Here is a 13,628-nt window from a genome sequence, read left to right on the forward strand (position 1 = left end):
CCATGACCAACCGTACCCGCATCCTCACCGGCATCACCACCACCGGCACGCCGCATCTGGGCAACTACGCCGGCGCGATCCGCCCGGCGATCCTCGCCAGCCGCGACAGCAATGCCGATTCGTTCTACTTCCTGGCGGACTACCACGCCTTGATCAAATGCGATGACCCGCTGCGCATCCAGCGCTCGCGTCTGGAAATCGCCGCGACCTGGCTGGCCGGTGGCCTGGATGTCGACCGCGTGACTTTCTACCGCCAGTCCGACATTCCGGAAATCCCCGAGCTGACCTGGCTGCTCACCTGCGTTGCCGCCAAGGGCCTGCTCAACCGTGCGCACGCCTACAAGGCTTCGGTGGACAAGAACGTCGAGACCGGCGAAGACCCGGACGCCGGTATCACCATGGGCCTCTACAGCTACCCGGTGCTGATGGCCGCAGACATCCTGATGTTCAACGCGCACAAGGTGCCGGTCGGTCGGGATCAAATCCAGCACGTCGAAATGGCCCGGGATATCGGCCAGCGTTTCAACCATCTGTTCGGCCAGGGCAAAGAGTTCTTCACCATGCCCGAAGCGCTGATCGAAGAAAGCGTGGCGACCCTGCCAGGCCTCGACGGTCGCAAAATGTCGAAGAGCTACGACAACACCATCCCGTTGTTCTCCAGCGCCAAGGAAATGAAGGACGCGATCTCGCGGATCGTCACCGATTCCAAGGCCCCGGGCGAAGCCAAGGATCCGGACAACTCGCACCTGTTCACGCTGTACACGGCGTTCGCCACACCGGCGCAGGCTGACGAATTCCGCAGCGAACTGCTTGGCGGTCTGGGTTGGGGCGAGGCGAAGAACCGTCTGTTCCAGTTGCTCGACAACCAACTCGGCGAAGCGCGCGACAAGTATCACCAGTTGATCGAGCGCCCGGCGGATCTGGAAGACATCCTGCAAATCGGCGCGAAGAAGGCCCGTGCCGTGGCCACGCCGTTCCTCAATGAACTGCGTGAAGCGGTGGGCCTGCGTTCGTTCGTCAACCAGGTGCAGGTCGCCGCAACCACCAAGAAGAAAGCCGCCAAAGCCGCGCGCTTCGTCAGCTTCCGCGAAGACGACGGCAGCTTCCGTTTCCGTCTGCTGGCGGCCGATGGCGAGCAATTGCTGTTGTCGCGCAACTTCGCCGATGGCAAAACCGCCGGGCAGGTGACCAAGCAGTTGCAGGCCGGCGAGCCGCTGGACGTGCGCAACGATGACCTGAGCTTCAGCGTCTGGCTGCAAGGCGAATGCGTCGGCGACAGCCCGGCGTTCGCCGACGCGGCTGCGCGGGACGCGGCCATCGCCGCACTGCGCGTCGCGCTGACCCCGGCTCAGGACTGATCGGCGGCACGGCCCGACCAAGGGCCGATTGCCATTCCTGCGGGCCGTCGCTACAGTGACGGCCCGTTTTTGTTGCCTTGCTAACGAATTATGACGCCCCTAGAACGATATCAAGCAGATCTGAAACGCCCGGACTTCTTCCATGACGCTGCGCAGGAAACGGCTGTGCGTCATTTGCAGCGTCTGTACGACGACCTGATCGCCGCCGACCAGAGCAAGCCGGGGTTCCTTGGCAAGCTGTTTGGCAAAAAGGATCAGACGCCGGTCAAGGGCCTGTACTTCTGGGGCGGCGTAGGTCGCGGCAAGACTTACCTGGTCGACACCTTCTTCGAAGCGCTGCCGTTCAAGGAAAAGACCCGCACCCACTTCCACCGTTTCATGAAGCGCGTGCACGAAGAAATGAAAACCCTCGGCGGCGAGAAAAACCCGCTGACCATCATCGCCAAGCGCTTCGCGACCGAGTCGCGGGTGATCTGCTTCGATGAGTTCTTCGTCTCCGACATTACCGACGCGATGATCCTCGGCACGCTGATGGAAGAGCTGTTCAAGAATGGCGTGACCCTGGTTGCGACCTCGAACATCGTCCCGGACGGTCTGTACAAGGACGGTCTGCAACGCGCGCGTTTCCTCCCGGCGATTGCGCTGATCAAGCAGAACACCGAGATCGTCAACGTCGACAGCGGAGTCGACTACCGTCTGCGTCACCTCGAACAAGCCGAGCTGTTCCACTATCCGCTCGACGAGGCCGCTCACGAAAGCCTGCGCAAGAGCTTCAAGGCGCTGACGCCGGAGTGCACCGCCGCGGTCGAGAACGATGTGCTGATCATCGAGAACCGCGAAATCCGCGCCCTGCGCACGTGCGACGACGTGGCCTGGTTCGACTTCCGCGAACTGTGCGACGGCCCACGCAGCCAGAACGATTACATCGAACTGGGCAAGATCTTCCACGCCGTATTGCTCAGCGGTGTCGAGCAGATGAGCGTCACCACCGACGATATCGCCCGACGCTTCATCAACATGGTCGACGAGTTCTACGACCGCAACGTGAAGCTGATCATTTCTGCCGAAGTCGAGCTGAAGGATCTGTATACCGGCGGCCGCCTGACCTTCGAATTCCAGCGTACGCTGAGCCGTCTGCTCGAGATGCAATCCCACGAATTCCTGTCGCGGGCGCACAAGCCGTAGGCTGTCGAAAGAAAGGCCTGCGATTGCAGGCCTTTTTCATTCATAAAGTACGGCTTTTGACTGCTGCAAAACGCGGGCTTGAATGCCGTACGATCTGATCGAGGATTGCCGTATGAGGTTTGTGGGTGCGGATGGTTTGAGAGGGATCGCCTGCCTGATTGTATTAATCCTGCATTCGTTTTATTTTTTTTTCGATGGTCTGAATGGTTTTATTACCGGGTTGCCGAAAATAGGCGTTTGGTTGTTCTTTGTTTTAAGTGCCTTCCTGCTAACCGTGAAATTCGAGACGCAAGGTTTTTCAACTCAGGCCTTGCTTGTTTATATGGTTGGGCGAGTGGTACGTATTCTGCCCCTGTATGTTTTGTTTGTGCTGGTTTATTGGTGGCTGGGAACTGCGGGGATCAATAGTGTTGATGATCTGACTCGGGCATTAATGCTAGGGGGTACTTATGCGCATCTTTGGACAGTGCCTGTCGAGTTCAAATATTATTTTTTTCTGCCGCTGGTGGCTTTCATTCTCATAACCAGCAAGCAGCGTCTGGGTGCCGTTGGGTGTTTTTCCGTCGGTATATCGCTGATCATTGTAGAGCAAATGCTATGGCCATATTGGAATGCGCCTACGGCCGGTTCAGAGGTAAAGTGGTATTTGTCCTCTTTTGCTCTCGGTTCTCTGGCCGCGATGTTCAGAAGCGAATCGGTCAAATGGGCCAGTGCTCGTAACTCCGATGTGGTCGTCTTGGCTTTTCTTATCGTGATTGTGTTGATAAGCCCTTACAGTCGCTATCGGTTACTTGGGCTTGAACCTGATCAGTATCTGATAAACAAGTTTTTGTATCTAAGCGCGCTGTGCGCAGTGCTGATGCTCTTTGTTGTGCACGGGCAAGGGATAATCGGTCGAGCGGTAAGGTCGCGGCCTTTGAGGTACATAGGTTATTGGAGCTATCCGATATACCTGGTGCATTGGCTCATCGTTGTAAAACTTTCTTCACTGTATCCCGGCAGTTTAGGTGCATCGTTTCTGGCCGTCATGGTTTCCATTCTGGCTGGAGGTATTGTTCACTATGCCTTGGAAGTACCGCTCGAAAGATTCAGGCGCTGGAGTCTTGCACGTCTTTCTGCGCCAGACTTCTTGATTTTGATATCCGATCGCTTGCCATGGCGAAACAGATCCTGAACTAACGGACTCAGCACGCTTTGGTTTTCACAGCGGGATTTGCCGCTGTGAAAACTCAACGTTAATCAGGTTGTTCTAAGCTGCTTGCTGAAACTGCTGCCGATACTGGTTCGGCGACAATTCGGTGTGCTGGCGGAACAGCCGCGCAAAGAAGCTTGCGTCGTCGTAACCGACCTCATAGCTGATGGTCTTGATGCTCTTGCGGCTGCCCGACAGCAAGCCCTTGGCGGTTTCGATGCGCAGGCGTTGCAGGTAGTGCAGCGGCTTGTCGCCGGTGGCGGTCTGGAAACGGCGCATGAAATTGCGGATGCTCATGCCGTGCTCGCGCGCCACGTCCTCGAAGCGGAACTTGTCGGCGAAATGCTCTTCGAGCCAGTGCTGGATCTGCAGGATGATCACATCCTGGTGCAGCTTCTGCCCGCCGAAACCGATGCGTCCCGGCGAATAGCTGCGCTGCACTTCGTAAAGAATGTCGCGAGCCACGGCTTGCGCCACGTTTGCGCCGCAAAAGCGTTCGATCAGGTAAATGTACAAGTCGCAGGCCGATGTGGTGCCGCCGGCGCAATACAGGTTGTCGGCATCGGTCAGGTGCTTGTCCTGATTCAGATGGACCTTGGGAAAGCGCTCGGCGAAGGCATTGAAAAATCGCCAGTAGGTGGTCGCTTCCTTGCCGTTGAGCAAACCCGCTTCGGCCAGCCAGAACACCCCGGTCGCCTCGCCGCATAACACCGCGCCCCGGGCGTGTTGCTCACGCAGCCACGGCAGGATTTGCGGGTAACGGCTGCACAGCGTGTCGAAATCATCCCAGAACGCCGGAAGGATAATCACATCGGCGTTTTCCAGGCCGCCATCGACCGGCATCACCACGTCACTGAAACTGTTCACCGGTTTGCCATCGGGGCTGACCAGGCGCGTTTCGAACGCCGGTGTCAGGCCCTGGCCCAGTTGTTTGCCATAACGCAGGCTGGCCAGATGGAAGAAATCCTTGGCTTGCATGAGGGTGGAAGCGAAAACCCGGTCGATTGCCAGGATGCTGACGCGCCGCAAGGGCGTGGAGACGTGCTTGGACATAATTCAACTTTTGTTTTGTTTTTATAAGGGAAAGTGGTCACCAGACGGCTGGATCGTCTTATTTTTTGTCGGATGTGTCCAGTGTCCCGTGACGCTGGCGGCGCATAGTCTCTGAAGGACGTATCCCTCCAACAAGAAAGACAGGTGCCGCATGATCCCCAGAACCTTGTTCAGCGCAGAGCACGAATTGTTCCGCGACAGCGTACGAACCTTCCTCGAAAAAGAAGCCGTGCCGTTCCACGCGCAATGGGAAAAACAAGGCCACATCGATCGCCAGCTGTGGAACAAGGCAGGGGAGGCGGGGATGCTCTGCTCGCACCTGCCAGAGGAATACGGCGGGCTGGGCGCGGATTTTCTCTACAGCGCGGTGGTTATCGAAGAGGTCGGGCGACTGGGTTTGACCGGGATCGGTTTTTCTCTGCATTCGGACATCGTCGCGCCGTACATCCTGCATTACGGCAGTGAAGCGTTGAAGCATAAATACCTGCCGAAACTGGTCTCCGGCGAGATGGTTACGGCGATCGCCATGACCGAGCCCGGTGCCGGCTCCGATCTGCAAGGGGTGAAAACCACGGCGGTGCTGGACGGCGACGAGTACGTGATCAACGGCTCGAAAACCTTCATCACCAACGGTTTTCTTGCGGACCTGGTGATCGTGGTCGCCAAGACCGATCCGAAGGCCGGCGCCAAGGGCACCAGTCTGTTTCTGGTGGAGGCGAACACCCCGGGCTTCGAGAAGGGCAAGCGTCTGGAAAAGGTCGGCATGAAGGCCCAGGACACGTCGGAATTGTTCTTCCAGGACGTACGCGTGCCGAAGGAAAACCTGTTGGGGCAGGCCGGGGCAGGGTTCGCTTATCTGATGCAGGAATTGCCGCAGGAGCGCCTGACCGTGGCGATCGGAGGCCTCGCCTCGGCCGAAGCGGCGTTACAGTGGACGCTCGACTACACCCGCGATCGCAAGGCGTTCGGCAAGTCGATTGCCGATTTCCAGAATACCCGCTTCAAACTGGCCGAGATGGCCACGGAAATCCAGATCGGCCGGGTGTTCGTTGACCGCTGTCTCGAACTGCATTTGCAAGGCAAGCTGGATGTGCCGACGGCGGCGATGGCCAAATACTGGGGCACCGACCTGCAGTGCAAGGTGCTCGACGAGTGCGTGCAGTTGCACGGCGGCTACGGCTTCATGTGGGAATACCCGGTGGCCCGGGCGTGGGCGGATGCGCGAGTGCAGCGGATCTATGCCGGGACCAATGAAATCATGAAAGAGATCATTGCGCGGTCGCTTTGACCCTCGCGCGACTGACAGACCGCAATCGCGAGCAGGCTCGCTCCTATATTTTGAAATGCGTTCCCCTGTAGGAGTGAGCCTGCTCGCGAAGCTTTTGCCGGTCGGTTATGGCGCGGGATTCGGATGATCCTTGTGAATCGCCTCGATCCCGGCCAGCACTTCATCGGAAAGTTTCAGATCGAAACTGGCAATGTTGCTGTCCAGTTGCTCGAGCGTTGTCGCGCCAATGATGTTGCTGGTGACGAATGTTTGCTGATTGACGAACGCCAGGGCCATCTGCGCCGGATCGAGGCCGTGCTCACGGGCCAGGGCGACGTAACGGCTGCACGCTGCCTCTGACTGCGGGTTGAAATAGCGGCTGAAGCGGCTGTAGAGGCTCAGGCGACCTTTCGCCGGACGTGCGCCGCCCTCGTACTTGCCCGAGAGGAAGCCGAACGCCAGCGGCGAATAGGCGAGCAGGCCGCATTGTTCGCGGATGGCGATTTCCGCCAGGCCGACTTCAAAGCTGCGGTTGAGCAGGTTGTACGGGTTCTGGATCGACACCGCACGCGGCCAGCCACGGGCTTCGGCCAAGGCCAGAAAGCGCATGGTGCCCCATGGTGTTTCGTTGGACAGGCCGATGTGGCGGATCTTGCCGGCTTTCACTTGCTCATCGAGGGCTTCGAGGGTGTCTTCCAGCGGCGTCAGGTTGGCTTCGGTCTTGTGCTTGTAGCCCAGCTGTCCGAAAAAGTTGGTGCTGCGTTCCGGCCAGTGCAGTTGATACAGGTCGATGTAGTCGGTCTGCAGGCGCTTGAGGCTGCCGTCCAGCGCTTCGGTGATGTGCTGGCGGTTGTGGCGCAGGTTCTTGTCGCGAATGTAGTCGATGGTGTTGCCCGGGCCGGCGATCTTGCTGGCGAGGATCCAGTCGGCGCGGTCGCCGCGACTCTTGAAGTAATTGCCGATGTAGCGCTCGGTGGTGGCGTAGGTTTCGGCTTTCGGCGGCACCGGGTACATCTCGGCGGTGTCGAGGAAATTGATCCCGGCCTCTTTGGCGCGTTCGATCTGGGCGAAGGCTTCAGCTTCAGTGTTCTGCTCGCCCCAGGTCATGGTGCCGAGGCAGATTGCACTCACGTTCAGGTCGGTACGGCCTAGCTGGCGATAGTCCATCGGGTGCTCCTTGGGCAAAACAATCATAAAAGCAGGTTGAAATATTTTTCGCAATCTGCATAATTGCGGACCTCTTTCTGCAGTGGAAGTGATGCGCCGCCGCCGAAGAATCTTGCCGTTGAACGGACGCGCCGACCCGAGCCCCCGAAAGCGTCTGTATCCGGCTGCCTTTGACTTGTCAAAGTACGCACTATTCAGTAAGATCCGCCGTCTTATTTACAGGCGGCCCCTGAGGCTATAAAGAATGAAAACTTTTACTGCTAAACCGGAAACAGTAAAGCGCGACTGGTTTGTCGTCGACGCTGCTGGTCAGACCCTGGGTCGTCTGGCCACCGAAATCGCGAGCCGTCTGCGTGGCAAGCACAAGCCTGAGTACACTCCTCACGTTGACACCGGCGACTACATCGTCGTCATCAACGCCGAGCAGATCCGTGTTACCGGCGCTAAAACCACTGACAAAATGTACTACTCCCACTCCGGTTTCCCGGGCGGCATCAAGTCGATCAACTTTGAAAAGCTGATCGCCAAAGCCCCTGAGCGCGTGATCGAGACCGCGGTTAAAGGCATGCTGCCTAAAAACCCACTGGGTCGCGACATGTACCGTAAGCTGAAAGTCTATGCGGGCGCTGCTCACCCACATACTGCTCAGCAGCCCCAAGAACTGAAGTTTTAACGGAATAGTACATTATGTCGGCGACTCAAAATTACGGCACTGGCCGTCGCAAGACCGCAACCGCACGCGTTTTCCTGCGTCCGGGTACTGGTAACATCTCCATCAACAACCGTTCGCTGGATAACTTCTTCGGCCGCGAAACTGCCCGCATGGTAGTTCGTCAGCCGCTGGAGCTGACCGAGACTGTCGAGAAGTTCGACATCTACGTCACCGTGATCGGCGGTGGTGTAAGTGGTCAGGCTGGCGCAATCCGCCACGGCATCACTCGCGCTCTGATGGACTACGATGAAACCCTGCGTAGCGCTCTGCGCAAAGCTGGCTTCGTTACCCGCGACGCCCGTGAAGTTGAACGTAAGAAAGTGGGTCTGCGTAAAGCGCGTAAGCGTCCGCAGTACTCGAAGCGTTAATTCCGCTTCCACGTTCAAAAAGAACGCCCGATTCCTCACGGAATCGGGCGTTTTTTTATGCCTGCATTTTTTCCAGAAAGAATTGCGCTGTGACAACTTGCCTCATTCGCAGACCCCCTATACTGCAAGGCTTAGGGGGTGAGAGCTCCGGGTAATTCCCTTGTCAGAATTGGGGCTTTTCATTACCATTCGGCAAAATTTTTATAAGTAGCATGCGGTTTATTTAGTAGACGCCTGATTTAACAGGCCAAAAAAGCTGATGGGAGAGGACTGAATGAGCAATGACGGCGTGAATGCAGGCCGGCGTCGCTTCCTGGTAGCAGCCACATCCGTGGTGGGTGCTGCAGGAGCGGTGGGGGCTGCGGTCCCGTTCGTAGGGTCATGGTTTCCCAGTGCCAAGGCGAAAGCCGCCGGCGCACCGGTGAAAGTGAATGTCAGCAAAATCGAGCCAGGCCAGCAAATGATTGCTGAATGGCGCGGCCAGCCGGTATTCATTGTCCGCCGTACCGAGGAAATCCTGGGGAATCTGAAAAAGATCGAGGGCCAGCTCTCCGATCCGACCTCGAAAAACTCTACGCAACCTACCTATGTCGACCCTGAAGTGCGCTCGATCAAGCCAGAAATTCTGCTGCTGATCGGGATTTGCACGCACCTGGGTTGCTCACCGACTTTCCGTCCCGAAGTGGCACCTGCTGATCTGGGCAAAGACTGGGTAGGCGGTTATTTCTGCCCTTGCCACGGTTCCCACTACGATCTGGCTGGCCGCGTCTACAAGTCGCAACCTGCGCCTTTGAACCTGCCAGTTCCCCCGCATTCCTATGAGACCGATGACCTGATTGTCATTGGCGTCGATACGGAGAAAGCGTGATGAGCAAATTCATGGATTGGGTTGATGCGCGCTTTCCTGCAACCAAGATGTGGGAAGACCATCTCAGCAAGTATTACGCTCCGAAAAACTTCAACTTCTTCTATTTCTTCGGCTCTCTGGCGCTGCTGGTGCTGGTCAACCAGATCGTCACCGGTGTCTGGCTGACCATGAGCTACACGCCGTCGGCAGAAGAAGCGTTTGCGTCTGTCGAAGGCATCATGCGTGACGTCAATCACGGCTCGATCTTGCGTTCGCTGCACGCTGTTGGCGCTTCGATGTTCTTCATCGTGGTGTACCTGCACATGTTCCGCGGCCTGCTCTACGGTTCGTATCAGAAGCCGCGCGAGCTGGTCTGGGTGTTCGGCATGCTGATCTACCTGGCGCTGATGGCCGAAGCGTTCATGGGTTATCTGCTGCCATGGGGCCAGATGTCGTACTGGGGCGCTCAGGTGATCATCTCGCTGTTCGGTGCGATTCCGCTGATCGGCGATGACCTGACCCAGTGGATTCGTGGTGACTACCTGATCTCCGGGATCACCTTGAACCGCTTCTTTGCACTGCACGTCGTGGCGCTGCCCATCGTGATTCTCGGTCTGGTGGTGTTGCACATTCTGGCGTTGCACGAAGTGGGTTCGAACAACCCTGACGGTGTCGATATCAAGAAGCACAAGGACGAAAACGGCATCCCGCTGGACGGCATTGCGTTCCACCCGTACTACACGGTGAAGGACATTGTCGGTGTCGTGGTGTTCCTGTTCATCTTCTGTTTCATTGTGTTCTTCTTCCCGGAAATGGGCGGCTACTTCCTCGAAAAGCCTAACTTCGAGCCGGCCAATCCGTTCAAGACCCCTGAGCATATTGCACCGGTCTGGTACTTCACGCCGTTCTACGCGATCTTGCGCGCGATACCGGACAAGCTCATGGGTGTTATCGCCATGGGGGCGTCCATTGCGTTGCTTTTTGTCCTGCCCTGGCTGGACCGAAGTCCTGTCAGGTCGATGCGCTATAAGGGCTGGATGAGCAAAATCTGGCTGGTCGTATTCTGTATTTCTTTCATGCTGCTTGGCTGGACCGGTGTGAAAGCTCCGACGCCATCTCTGACGTTGCTGTCGCAGGTCTGCACCTTCCTGTACTTCGCCTACTTCATTCTGATGCCGTTCTATACCCGGCTCGAGAAGACCAAACCGGTTCCGGAAAGGGTGACTGGCTGATGAAAAAGTTATTTTTCGCTCTGATTTTTGTTGCGCTGCCTTCCCTGACTTTTGCAGCCGGGGGCCATGGTCCGGAACTCGAAAGTGTCGACATCGATGTTTCCGACAAGGCGGCTTTGCAGGATGGCGCGCGGACCTTCGCCAACTATTGCATGGGCTGCCACAGCGCCAAATTCCAGCGTTACGAGCGGGTCGCCGATGACCTCGGTATTCCCCACGAATTGATGCTGGAAAAACTGGTGTTCACTGGCGCCAAGATTGGCGACCACATGAACATCGGCATGCAGCCGGCCGACGCCAAGACCTGGTTCGGCGCAGCGCCGCCGGACCTGACCCTGGTGGCCCGCGTGCGCGGTACTGACTGGCTGTACGGTTACCTTAAGTCGTTCTACGAAGATCCGGCGCGCCCATGGGGTGTGAACAACAAGGTCTTCCCGAACGTCGGCATGCCTAACGTACTGGTCGGCCTGCAAGGTCGCCAGGTGGTGGGCTGCAAGCAGGTGCAGATCGTCGAAGACGGCAAGAAGCAATATGATCCGTTGACCGGCACGGCTTTGACCCATGAAGCCTGCGATCAGCTGACCATCGTGCCCAAATCCGGTGCTTTGAACGAAGAGCAGTTCGATGAGAAGGTCAAGAATCTGGTAACCTTCCTGGCTTACTCGGCTAACCCGGTTAAGCTGCAACATCAGCGCATCGGTACTTATGTCTTGCTGTACCTGGCGTTCTTCTTTGTGTTCGCCTACCTGCTCAAGCGTGAATACTGGAAAGACGTGCACTGATACGCTTCAAGCATTGCTGTTAATCGCGCGCGCCCAAGGGCGCCTCCGATAAAGCAGGGTCTGCTCGGTCAGACCCTGCGGGAGGTGCCCTCTGGGCGCGCGCGTTTTTCCGGTTCCGAAAAATTCAACAAGCGAGGAGGATCGCCATGGGCGTGACCAATCGGTTGGCCTGTTACTCCGACCCCGCCGACCACTATTCCCATCGAGTGCGCATCGTGCTTGCAGAGAAGGGTGTCAGCGCTGAAATCATTTACGTGGAAGCCGGCCGCCAGCCGCCTAAACTGATTGAGGTGAACCCTTACGGCAGCCTGCCTACGCTGGTCGATCGCGACCTGGCGTTGTGGGAGTCGACCGTGGTCATGGAGTATCTGGACGAGCGTTACCCGCACCCGCCGTTGATGCCGGTTTATCCGGTGGCGCGTGCCAACAGCCGTCTGCTGATTCATCGCATTCAGCGTGACTGGTGCGGTCTGGTGGATCTGATTCTTGATCCCAAGGCCAAGGAAGCAGCGCGAGTGGTGGCGCGCAAGGAATTGCGCGAAAGCCTGACGGGCGTGTCGCCGCTGTTTGCCGACAAGCCGTTTTTCCTCAGTGAGGAACAAAGTCTGGTTGATTGCTGCCTATTACCCATACTCTGGCGTTTGCCGATCCTGGGTATCGAACTGCCGCGGCCGGCCAAGCCGCTGCTTGATTATATGGAGCGCCAGTTTGCGCGTGAGGCTTTCCAGGCGAGTTTGTCTGGTGTCGAACGCGACATGCGCTAAGGCTTAAGGAGCCGCTATGAACTCCAGTCGACCTTATCTGGTCCGCGCGCTCTACGAGTGGATTGTGGATAACGATTGCACCCCGCACATGCTGGTCAACGCCGAATACCCGGCGGTGCAGGTGCCGCAGGGTTTCGCCAGCGACGGGCAGATCGTGCTGAACATCTCGCCAAGCGCCGTGCGTCATCTGCACATGGACAACGACGTGGTGACATTCGAAGGTCGCTTCGGTGGTGTGCCGCACAGCCTGTACGTGCCGATCAGCGCGATTCTGGGCATCTACGCCCGGGAGAACGGTCAGGGCATGGTGTTCGATCTCGAGTCGCCGCTGGATGACGAAGACGAAATCGAACAGGATGACGACCAGCCGCCACCGGACAGCGAGCCGCCGCGCCCCAGCGGCCGGCCAAGCCTGAAAGTGGTGAAGTAATAAAAAAGGCGATCCGGATGGATCGCCTTTTTTGTGTCTGTCGTTCAGCGTCAGTCGATGTACTCGAACAGCTTCACGATCTTCTGCACGCCGGAAACGCCTTGAACCAGATTGGTCGCCTGAGTGGCTTCTTGTTTGGTCAGCAGGCCCAGCAGGTAGACGATGCCGTTCTCGGTAATGACCTTGATGCGCGAGCCCGGAATGCTCGCGTCGGTGAGCATCTGCGTTTTGATCTTGGTGGTCAGCCATGCGTCATTCTGGCGGGCCAGCAGGGACGAAGGCTGCAACACTTGCAGTTCGTTGTGGACTTTCTTCACCCGTTGCACATTGGCGGCAGCCTGTTCGGCCTTGGCCTTGAGGTCTTCGCGCGGGGTCTGGCCGGCGAGCAGGACCACGCCGTTGAAACTGGTGACGACGATGTGCGAATCGTTGTCCAGCGCCGGGTCGGCTTTGGCCACGTTCACGCCGACCTTGGTTTCGATCAACGAATCGTCGATCTTGCTGCCGAAGGTGCGCGTGCCACGGTCGTCTTCGATCGGCGCTTCACGGCTGGCATTCACCACCGAGGTGCAGCCGCTGATGCCGAGGCACAGAGTCAAGGCCAGAAGGCCAAGGCGATTAGGGGTCATTCTTCACTCCCGAACAGTTGGCTGTCGATCAGATCGCAGAGGCAATGGATCGCCAGCAAGTGGACTTCTTGAATACGTGCAGTGACATTGGCCGGTACGCGAATCTCGACGTCCTCGGGCAACAGCAGCGACGCCATGCCGCCGCCATCGCGTCCGGTCAAAGCTACGACAATCATTTCGCGATCATGTGCGGCCTGGATCGCTTGAATAATGTTCGCCGAGTTACCGCTGGTCGAAATCGCCAGTAACACATCACCTGGCTGACCCAGCGCGCGGATCTGTTTGGAGAACACTTCGTTGTAGCTGTAGTCGTTGGCGATCGAGGTGATCGTCGAGGTGTCGGTGGTCAGCGCAATCGCCGGCAGGCTCGGGCGCTCGCGCTCGAAACGGTTGAGCAGTTCCGAGGAAAAGTGCTGCGCGTCACCGGCGGAGCCGCCGTTGCCGCACGAGAGCATCTTGCCCTCGTTGAGCAGGGCGTTGACCATGACCTGGCTGGCTTGCTCGATGTGCGGTGCAAGTACGTCCATCGCCTGTTGCTTGGTGTCGATACTGGCCTGGAAAAGCTGGCGAATTCGGGATTGCATGTCCATCTGTGTGACCTTAAGTAGCGCGGCTGTCCGGCACATGAATGTGCAGCCCGCA

The 13,628-nt window shown here is 57.8% G+C and carries 15 protein-coding genes; 11 read left to right on the plus strand and 4 right to left on the minus strand.

Features of this window, described 5'->3' with window-relative positions:
- Positions 1–2: 2 nt before the first annotated feature.
- From J3P75_RS05350 to J3P75_RS05360, 3 genes are all read left to right on the plus strand, one after another.
- A complete protein-coding gene (locus J3P75_RS05350) occupies positions 3–1,358 on the plus strand; it encodes a tryptophan--tRNA ligase (protein WP_434709552.1) in 1,356 nt (451 codons plus the stop codon).
- 90 nt (positions 1,359–1,448) lie between these two features.
- Entirely contained in the window at positions 1,449–2,543 is a 1,095-nt protein-coding gene (gene zapE, locus J3P75_RS05355) for a cell division protein ZapE (RefSeq protein ID WP_434709553.1), read from the plus strand.
- A gap of 82 nt (positions 2,544–2,625) precedes the next feature.
- Positions 2,626–3,717, plus strand: a complete 1,092-nt coding sequence (locus J3P75_RS05360) for an acyltransferase family protein (protein WP_434709554.1) — start codon at positions 2,626–2,628, stop codon at positions 3,715–3,717.
- Between the two features lie 75 nt (positions 3,718–3,792).
- Here the strand turns inward: J3P75_RS05360 and J3P75_RS05365 are convergent, their stop codons facing one another.
- Entirely contained in the window at positions 3,793–4,689 is an 897-nt protein-coding gene (locus J3P75_RS05365) for a GlxA family transcriptional regulator (RefSeq protein WP_434711212.1), read from the minus strand.
- Between the two features lie 250 nt (positions 4,690–4,939).
- Between J3P75_RS05365 and J3P75_RS05370 the strand changes: the two genes are divergently transcribed.
- Positions 4,940–6,076, plus strand: a complete 1,137-nt coding sequence (locus J3P75_RS05370) for an acyl-CoA dehydrogenase family protein (RefSeq protein WP_203419435.1) — start codon at positions 4,940–4,942, stop codon at positions 6,074–6,076.
- 105 nt (positions 6,077–6,181) lie between these two features.
- On the opposite strand, the gene J3P75_RS05375 is transcribed toward J3P75_RS05370, so the two are convergent.
- The gene (locus tag J3P75_RS05375; RefSeq protein ID WP_093098461.1) at positions 6,182–7,222 is read right to left on the minus strand and encodes an NADP(H)-dependent aldo-keto reductase; all 1,041 of its coding nucleotides are present in this window, start codon (positions 7,220–7,222) and stop codon (positions 6,182–6,184) included.
- A gap of 244 nt (positions 7,223–7,466) precedes the next feature.
- Between J3P75_RS05375 and rplM the strand changes: the two genes are divergently transcribed.
- The 7 genes from rplM (at position 7,467) to J3P75_RS05410 (ending at position 12,357) form a co-directional block, all read left to right on the plus strand.
- A complete protein-coding gene (gene rplM, locus J3P75_RS05380; RefSeq protein ID WP_007917032.1) occupies positions 7,467–7,895 on the plus strand; it encodes a 50S ribosomal protein L13 in 429 nt (142 codons plus the stop codon).
- Positions 7,896–7,909: 14 nt separating this feature from the next.
- Positions 7,910–8,302 carry a 30S ribosomal protein S9 gene (gene rpsI, locus J3P75_RS05385; protein WP_003228056.1) on the plus strand — a complete coding sequence of 131 codons (393 nt, stop codon included), beginning with the start codon at positions 7,910–7,912 and terminating at the stop codon, positions 8,300–8,302.
- A gap of 274 nt (positions 8,303–8,576) precedes the next feature.
- Positions 8,577–9,170 carry a ubiquinol-cytochrome c reductase iron-sulfur subunit gene (gene petA / locus J3P75_RS05390; protein ID WP_007917031.1) on the plus strand — a complete coding sequence of 198 codons (594 nt, stop codon included), beginning with the start codon at positions 8,577–8,579 and terminating at the stop codon, positions 9,168–9,170.
- A complete protein-coding gene (locus J3P75_RS05395) occupies positions 9,170–10,381 on the plus strand; it encodes a cytochrome b (RefSeq protein WP_434709555.1) in 1,212 nt (403 codons plus the stop codon). The genes petA and J3P75_RS05395 overlap by 1 nt, the downstream gene beginning before the upstream one ends.
- On the plus strand, positions 10,381–11,163 hold the full coding sequence (locus J3P75_RS05400; RefSeq protein WP_434709556.1) for a cytochrome c1: 783 nt from the start codon (positions 10,381–10,383) through the stop codon (positions 11,161–11,163). The genes J3P75_RS05395 and J3P75_RS05400 overlap by 1 nt, the downstream gene beginning before the upstream one ends.
- A gap of 146 nt (positions 11,164–11,309) precedes the next feature.
- Positions 11,310–11,927, plus strand: coding sequence for a glutathione S-transferase N-terminal domain-containing protein (locus J3P75_RS05405; RefSeq protein ID WP_090286143.1), 618 nt, complete (start codon positions 11,310–11,312; stop codon positions 11,925–11,927).
- A gap of 16 nt (positions 11,928–11,943) precedes the next feature.
- Positions 11,944–12,357 carry a ClpXP protease specificity-enhancing factor gene (locus tag J3P75_RS05410; protein WP_206415058.1) on the plus strand — a complete coding sequence of 138 codons (414 nt, stop codon included), beginning with the start codon at positions 11,944–11,946 and terminating at the stop codon, positions 12,355–12,357.
- 50 nt (positions 12,358–12,407) lie between these two features.
- Here the strand turns inward: J3P75_RS05410 and J3P75_RS05415 are convergent, their stop codons facing one another.
- Together J3P75_RS05415 and J3P75_RS05420 are read right to left on the minus strand one after the other, a co-directional pair.
- The gene (locus J3P75_RS05415; RefSeq protein ID WP_203419433.1) at positions 12,408–12,986 is read right to left on the minus strand and encodes a BON domain-containing protein; all 579 of its coding nucleotides are present in this window, start codon (positions 12,984–12,986) and stop codon (positions 12,408–12,410) included.
- The gene (locus J3P75_RS05420; RefSeq protein ID WP_236484915.1) at positions 12,983–13,576 is read right to left on the minus strand and encodes a phosphoheptose isomerase; all 594 of its coding nucleotides are present in this window, start codon (positions 13,574–13,576) and stop codon (positions 12,983–12,985) included. The genes J3P75_RS05415 and J3P75_RS05420 overlap by 4 nt, the downstream gene beginning before the upstream one ends.
- Positions 13,577–13,628: the final 52 nt, after the last annotated feature.

The sequence above is a fragment of the Pseudomonas sp. R1-1 genome (assembly GCF_051132135.1).
GTDB lineage: Bacteria > Pseudomonadota > Gammaproteobacteria > Pseudomonadales > Pseudomonadaceae > Aquipseudomonas.

Coding starts and splice junctions, on each gene's coding strand:
- J3P75_RS05350 (WP_434709552.1), top strand. CDS start 3: ATGACCAACCGTACCCGCATCCTCACCGGCATCACCACCACCGGCACG.
- zapE (WP_434709553.1), top strand. CDS start 1,449: ATGACGCCCCTAGAACGATATCAAGCAGATCTGAAACGCCCGGACTTC.
- J3P75_RS05360 (WP_434709554.1), top strand. CDS start 2,626: ATGCCGTACGATCTGATCGAGGATTGCCGTATGAGGTTTGTGGGTGCG.
- J3P75_RS05370 (WP_203419435.1), top strand. CDS start 4,940: ATGATCCCCAGAACCTTGTTCAGCGCAGAGCACGAATTGTTCCGCGAC.
- J3P75_RS05375 (WP_093098461.1), bottom strand. CDS start 7,222: ATGGACTATCGCCAGCTAGGCCGTACCGACCTGAACGTGAGTGCAATC.
- rplM (WP_007917032.1), top strand. CDS start 7,467: ATGAAAACTTTTACTGCTAAACCGGAAACAGTAAAGCGCGACTGGTTT.
- rpsI (WP_003228056.1), top strand. CDS start 7,910: ATGTCGGCGACTCAAAATTACGGCACTGGCCGTCGCAAGACCGCAACC.
- petA (WP_007917031.1), top strand. CDS start 8,577: ATGAGCAATGACGGCGTGAATGCAGGCCGGCGTCGCTTCCTGGTAGCA.
- J3P75_RS05395 (WP_434709555.1), top strand. CDS start 9,170: ATGAGCAAATTCATGGATTGGGTTGATGCGCGCTTTCCTGCAACCAAG.
- J3P75_RS05400 (WP_434709556.1), top strand. CDS start 10,381: ATGAAAAAGTTATTTTTCGCTCTGATTTTTGTTGCGCTGCCTTCCCTG.
- J3P75_RS05405 (WP_090286143.1), top strand. CDS start 11,310: ATGGGCGTGACCAATCGGTTGGCCTGTTACTCCGACCCCGCCGACCAC.
- J3P75_RS05410 (WP_206415058.1), top strand. CDS start 11,944: ATGAACTCCAGTCGACCTTATCTGGTCCGCGCGCTCTACGAGTGGATT.
- J3P75_RS05415 (WP_203419433.1), bottom strand. CDS start 12,986: ATGACCCCTAATCGCCTTGGCCTTCTGGCCTTGACTCTGTGCCTCGGC.
- J3P75_RS05420 (WP_236484915.1), bottom strand. CDS start 13,576: ATGGACATGCAATCCCGAATTCGCCAGCTTTTCCAGGCCAGTATCGAC.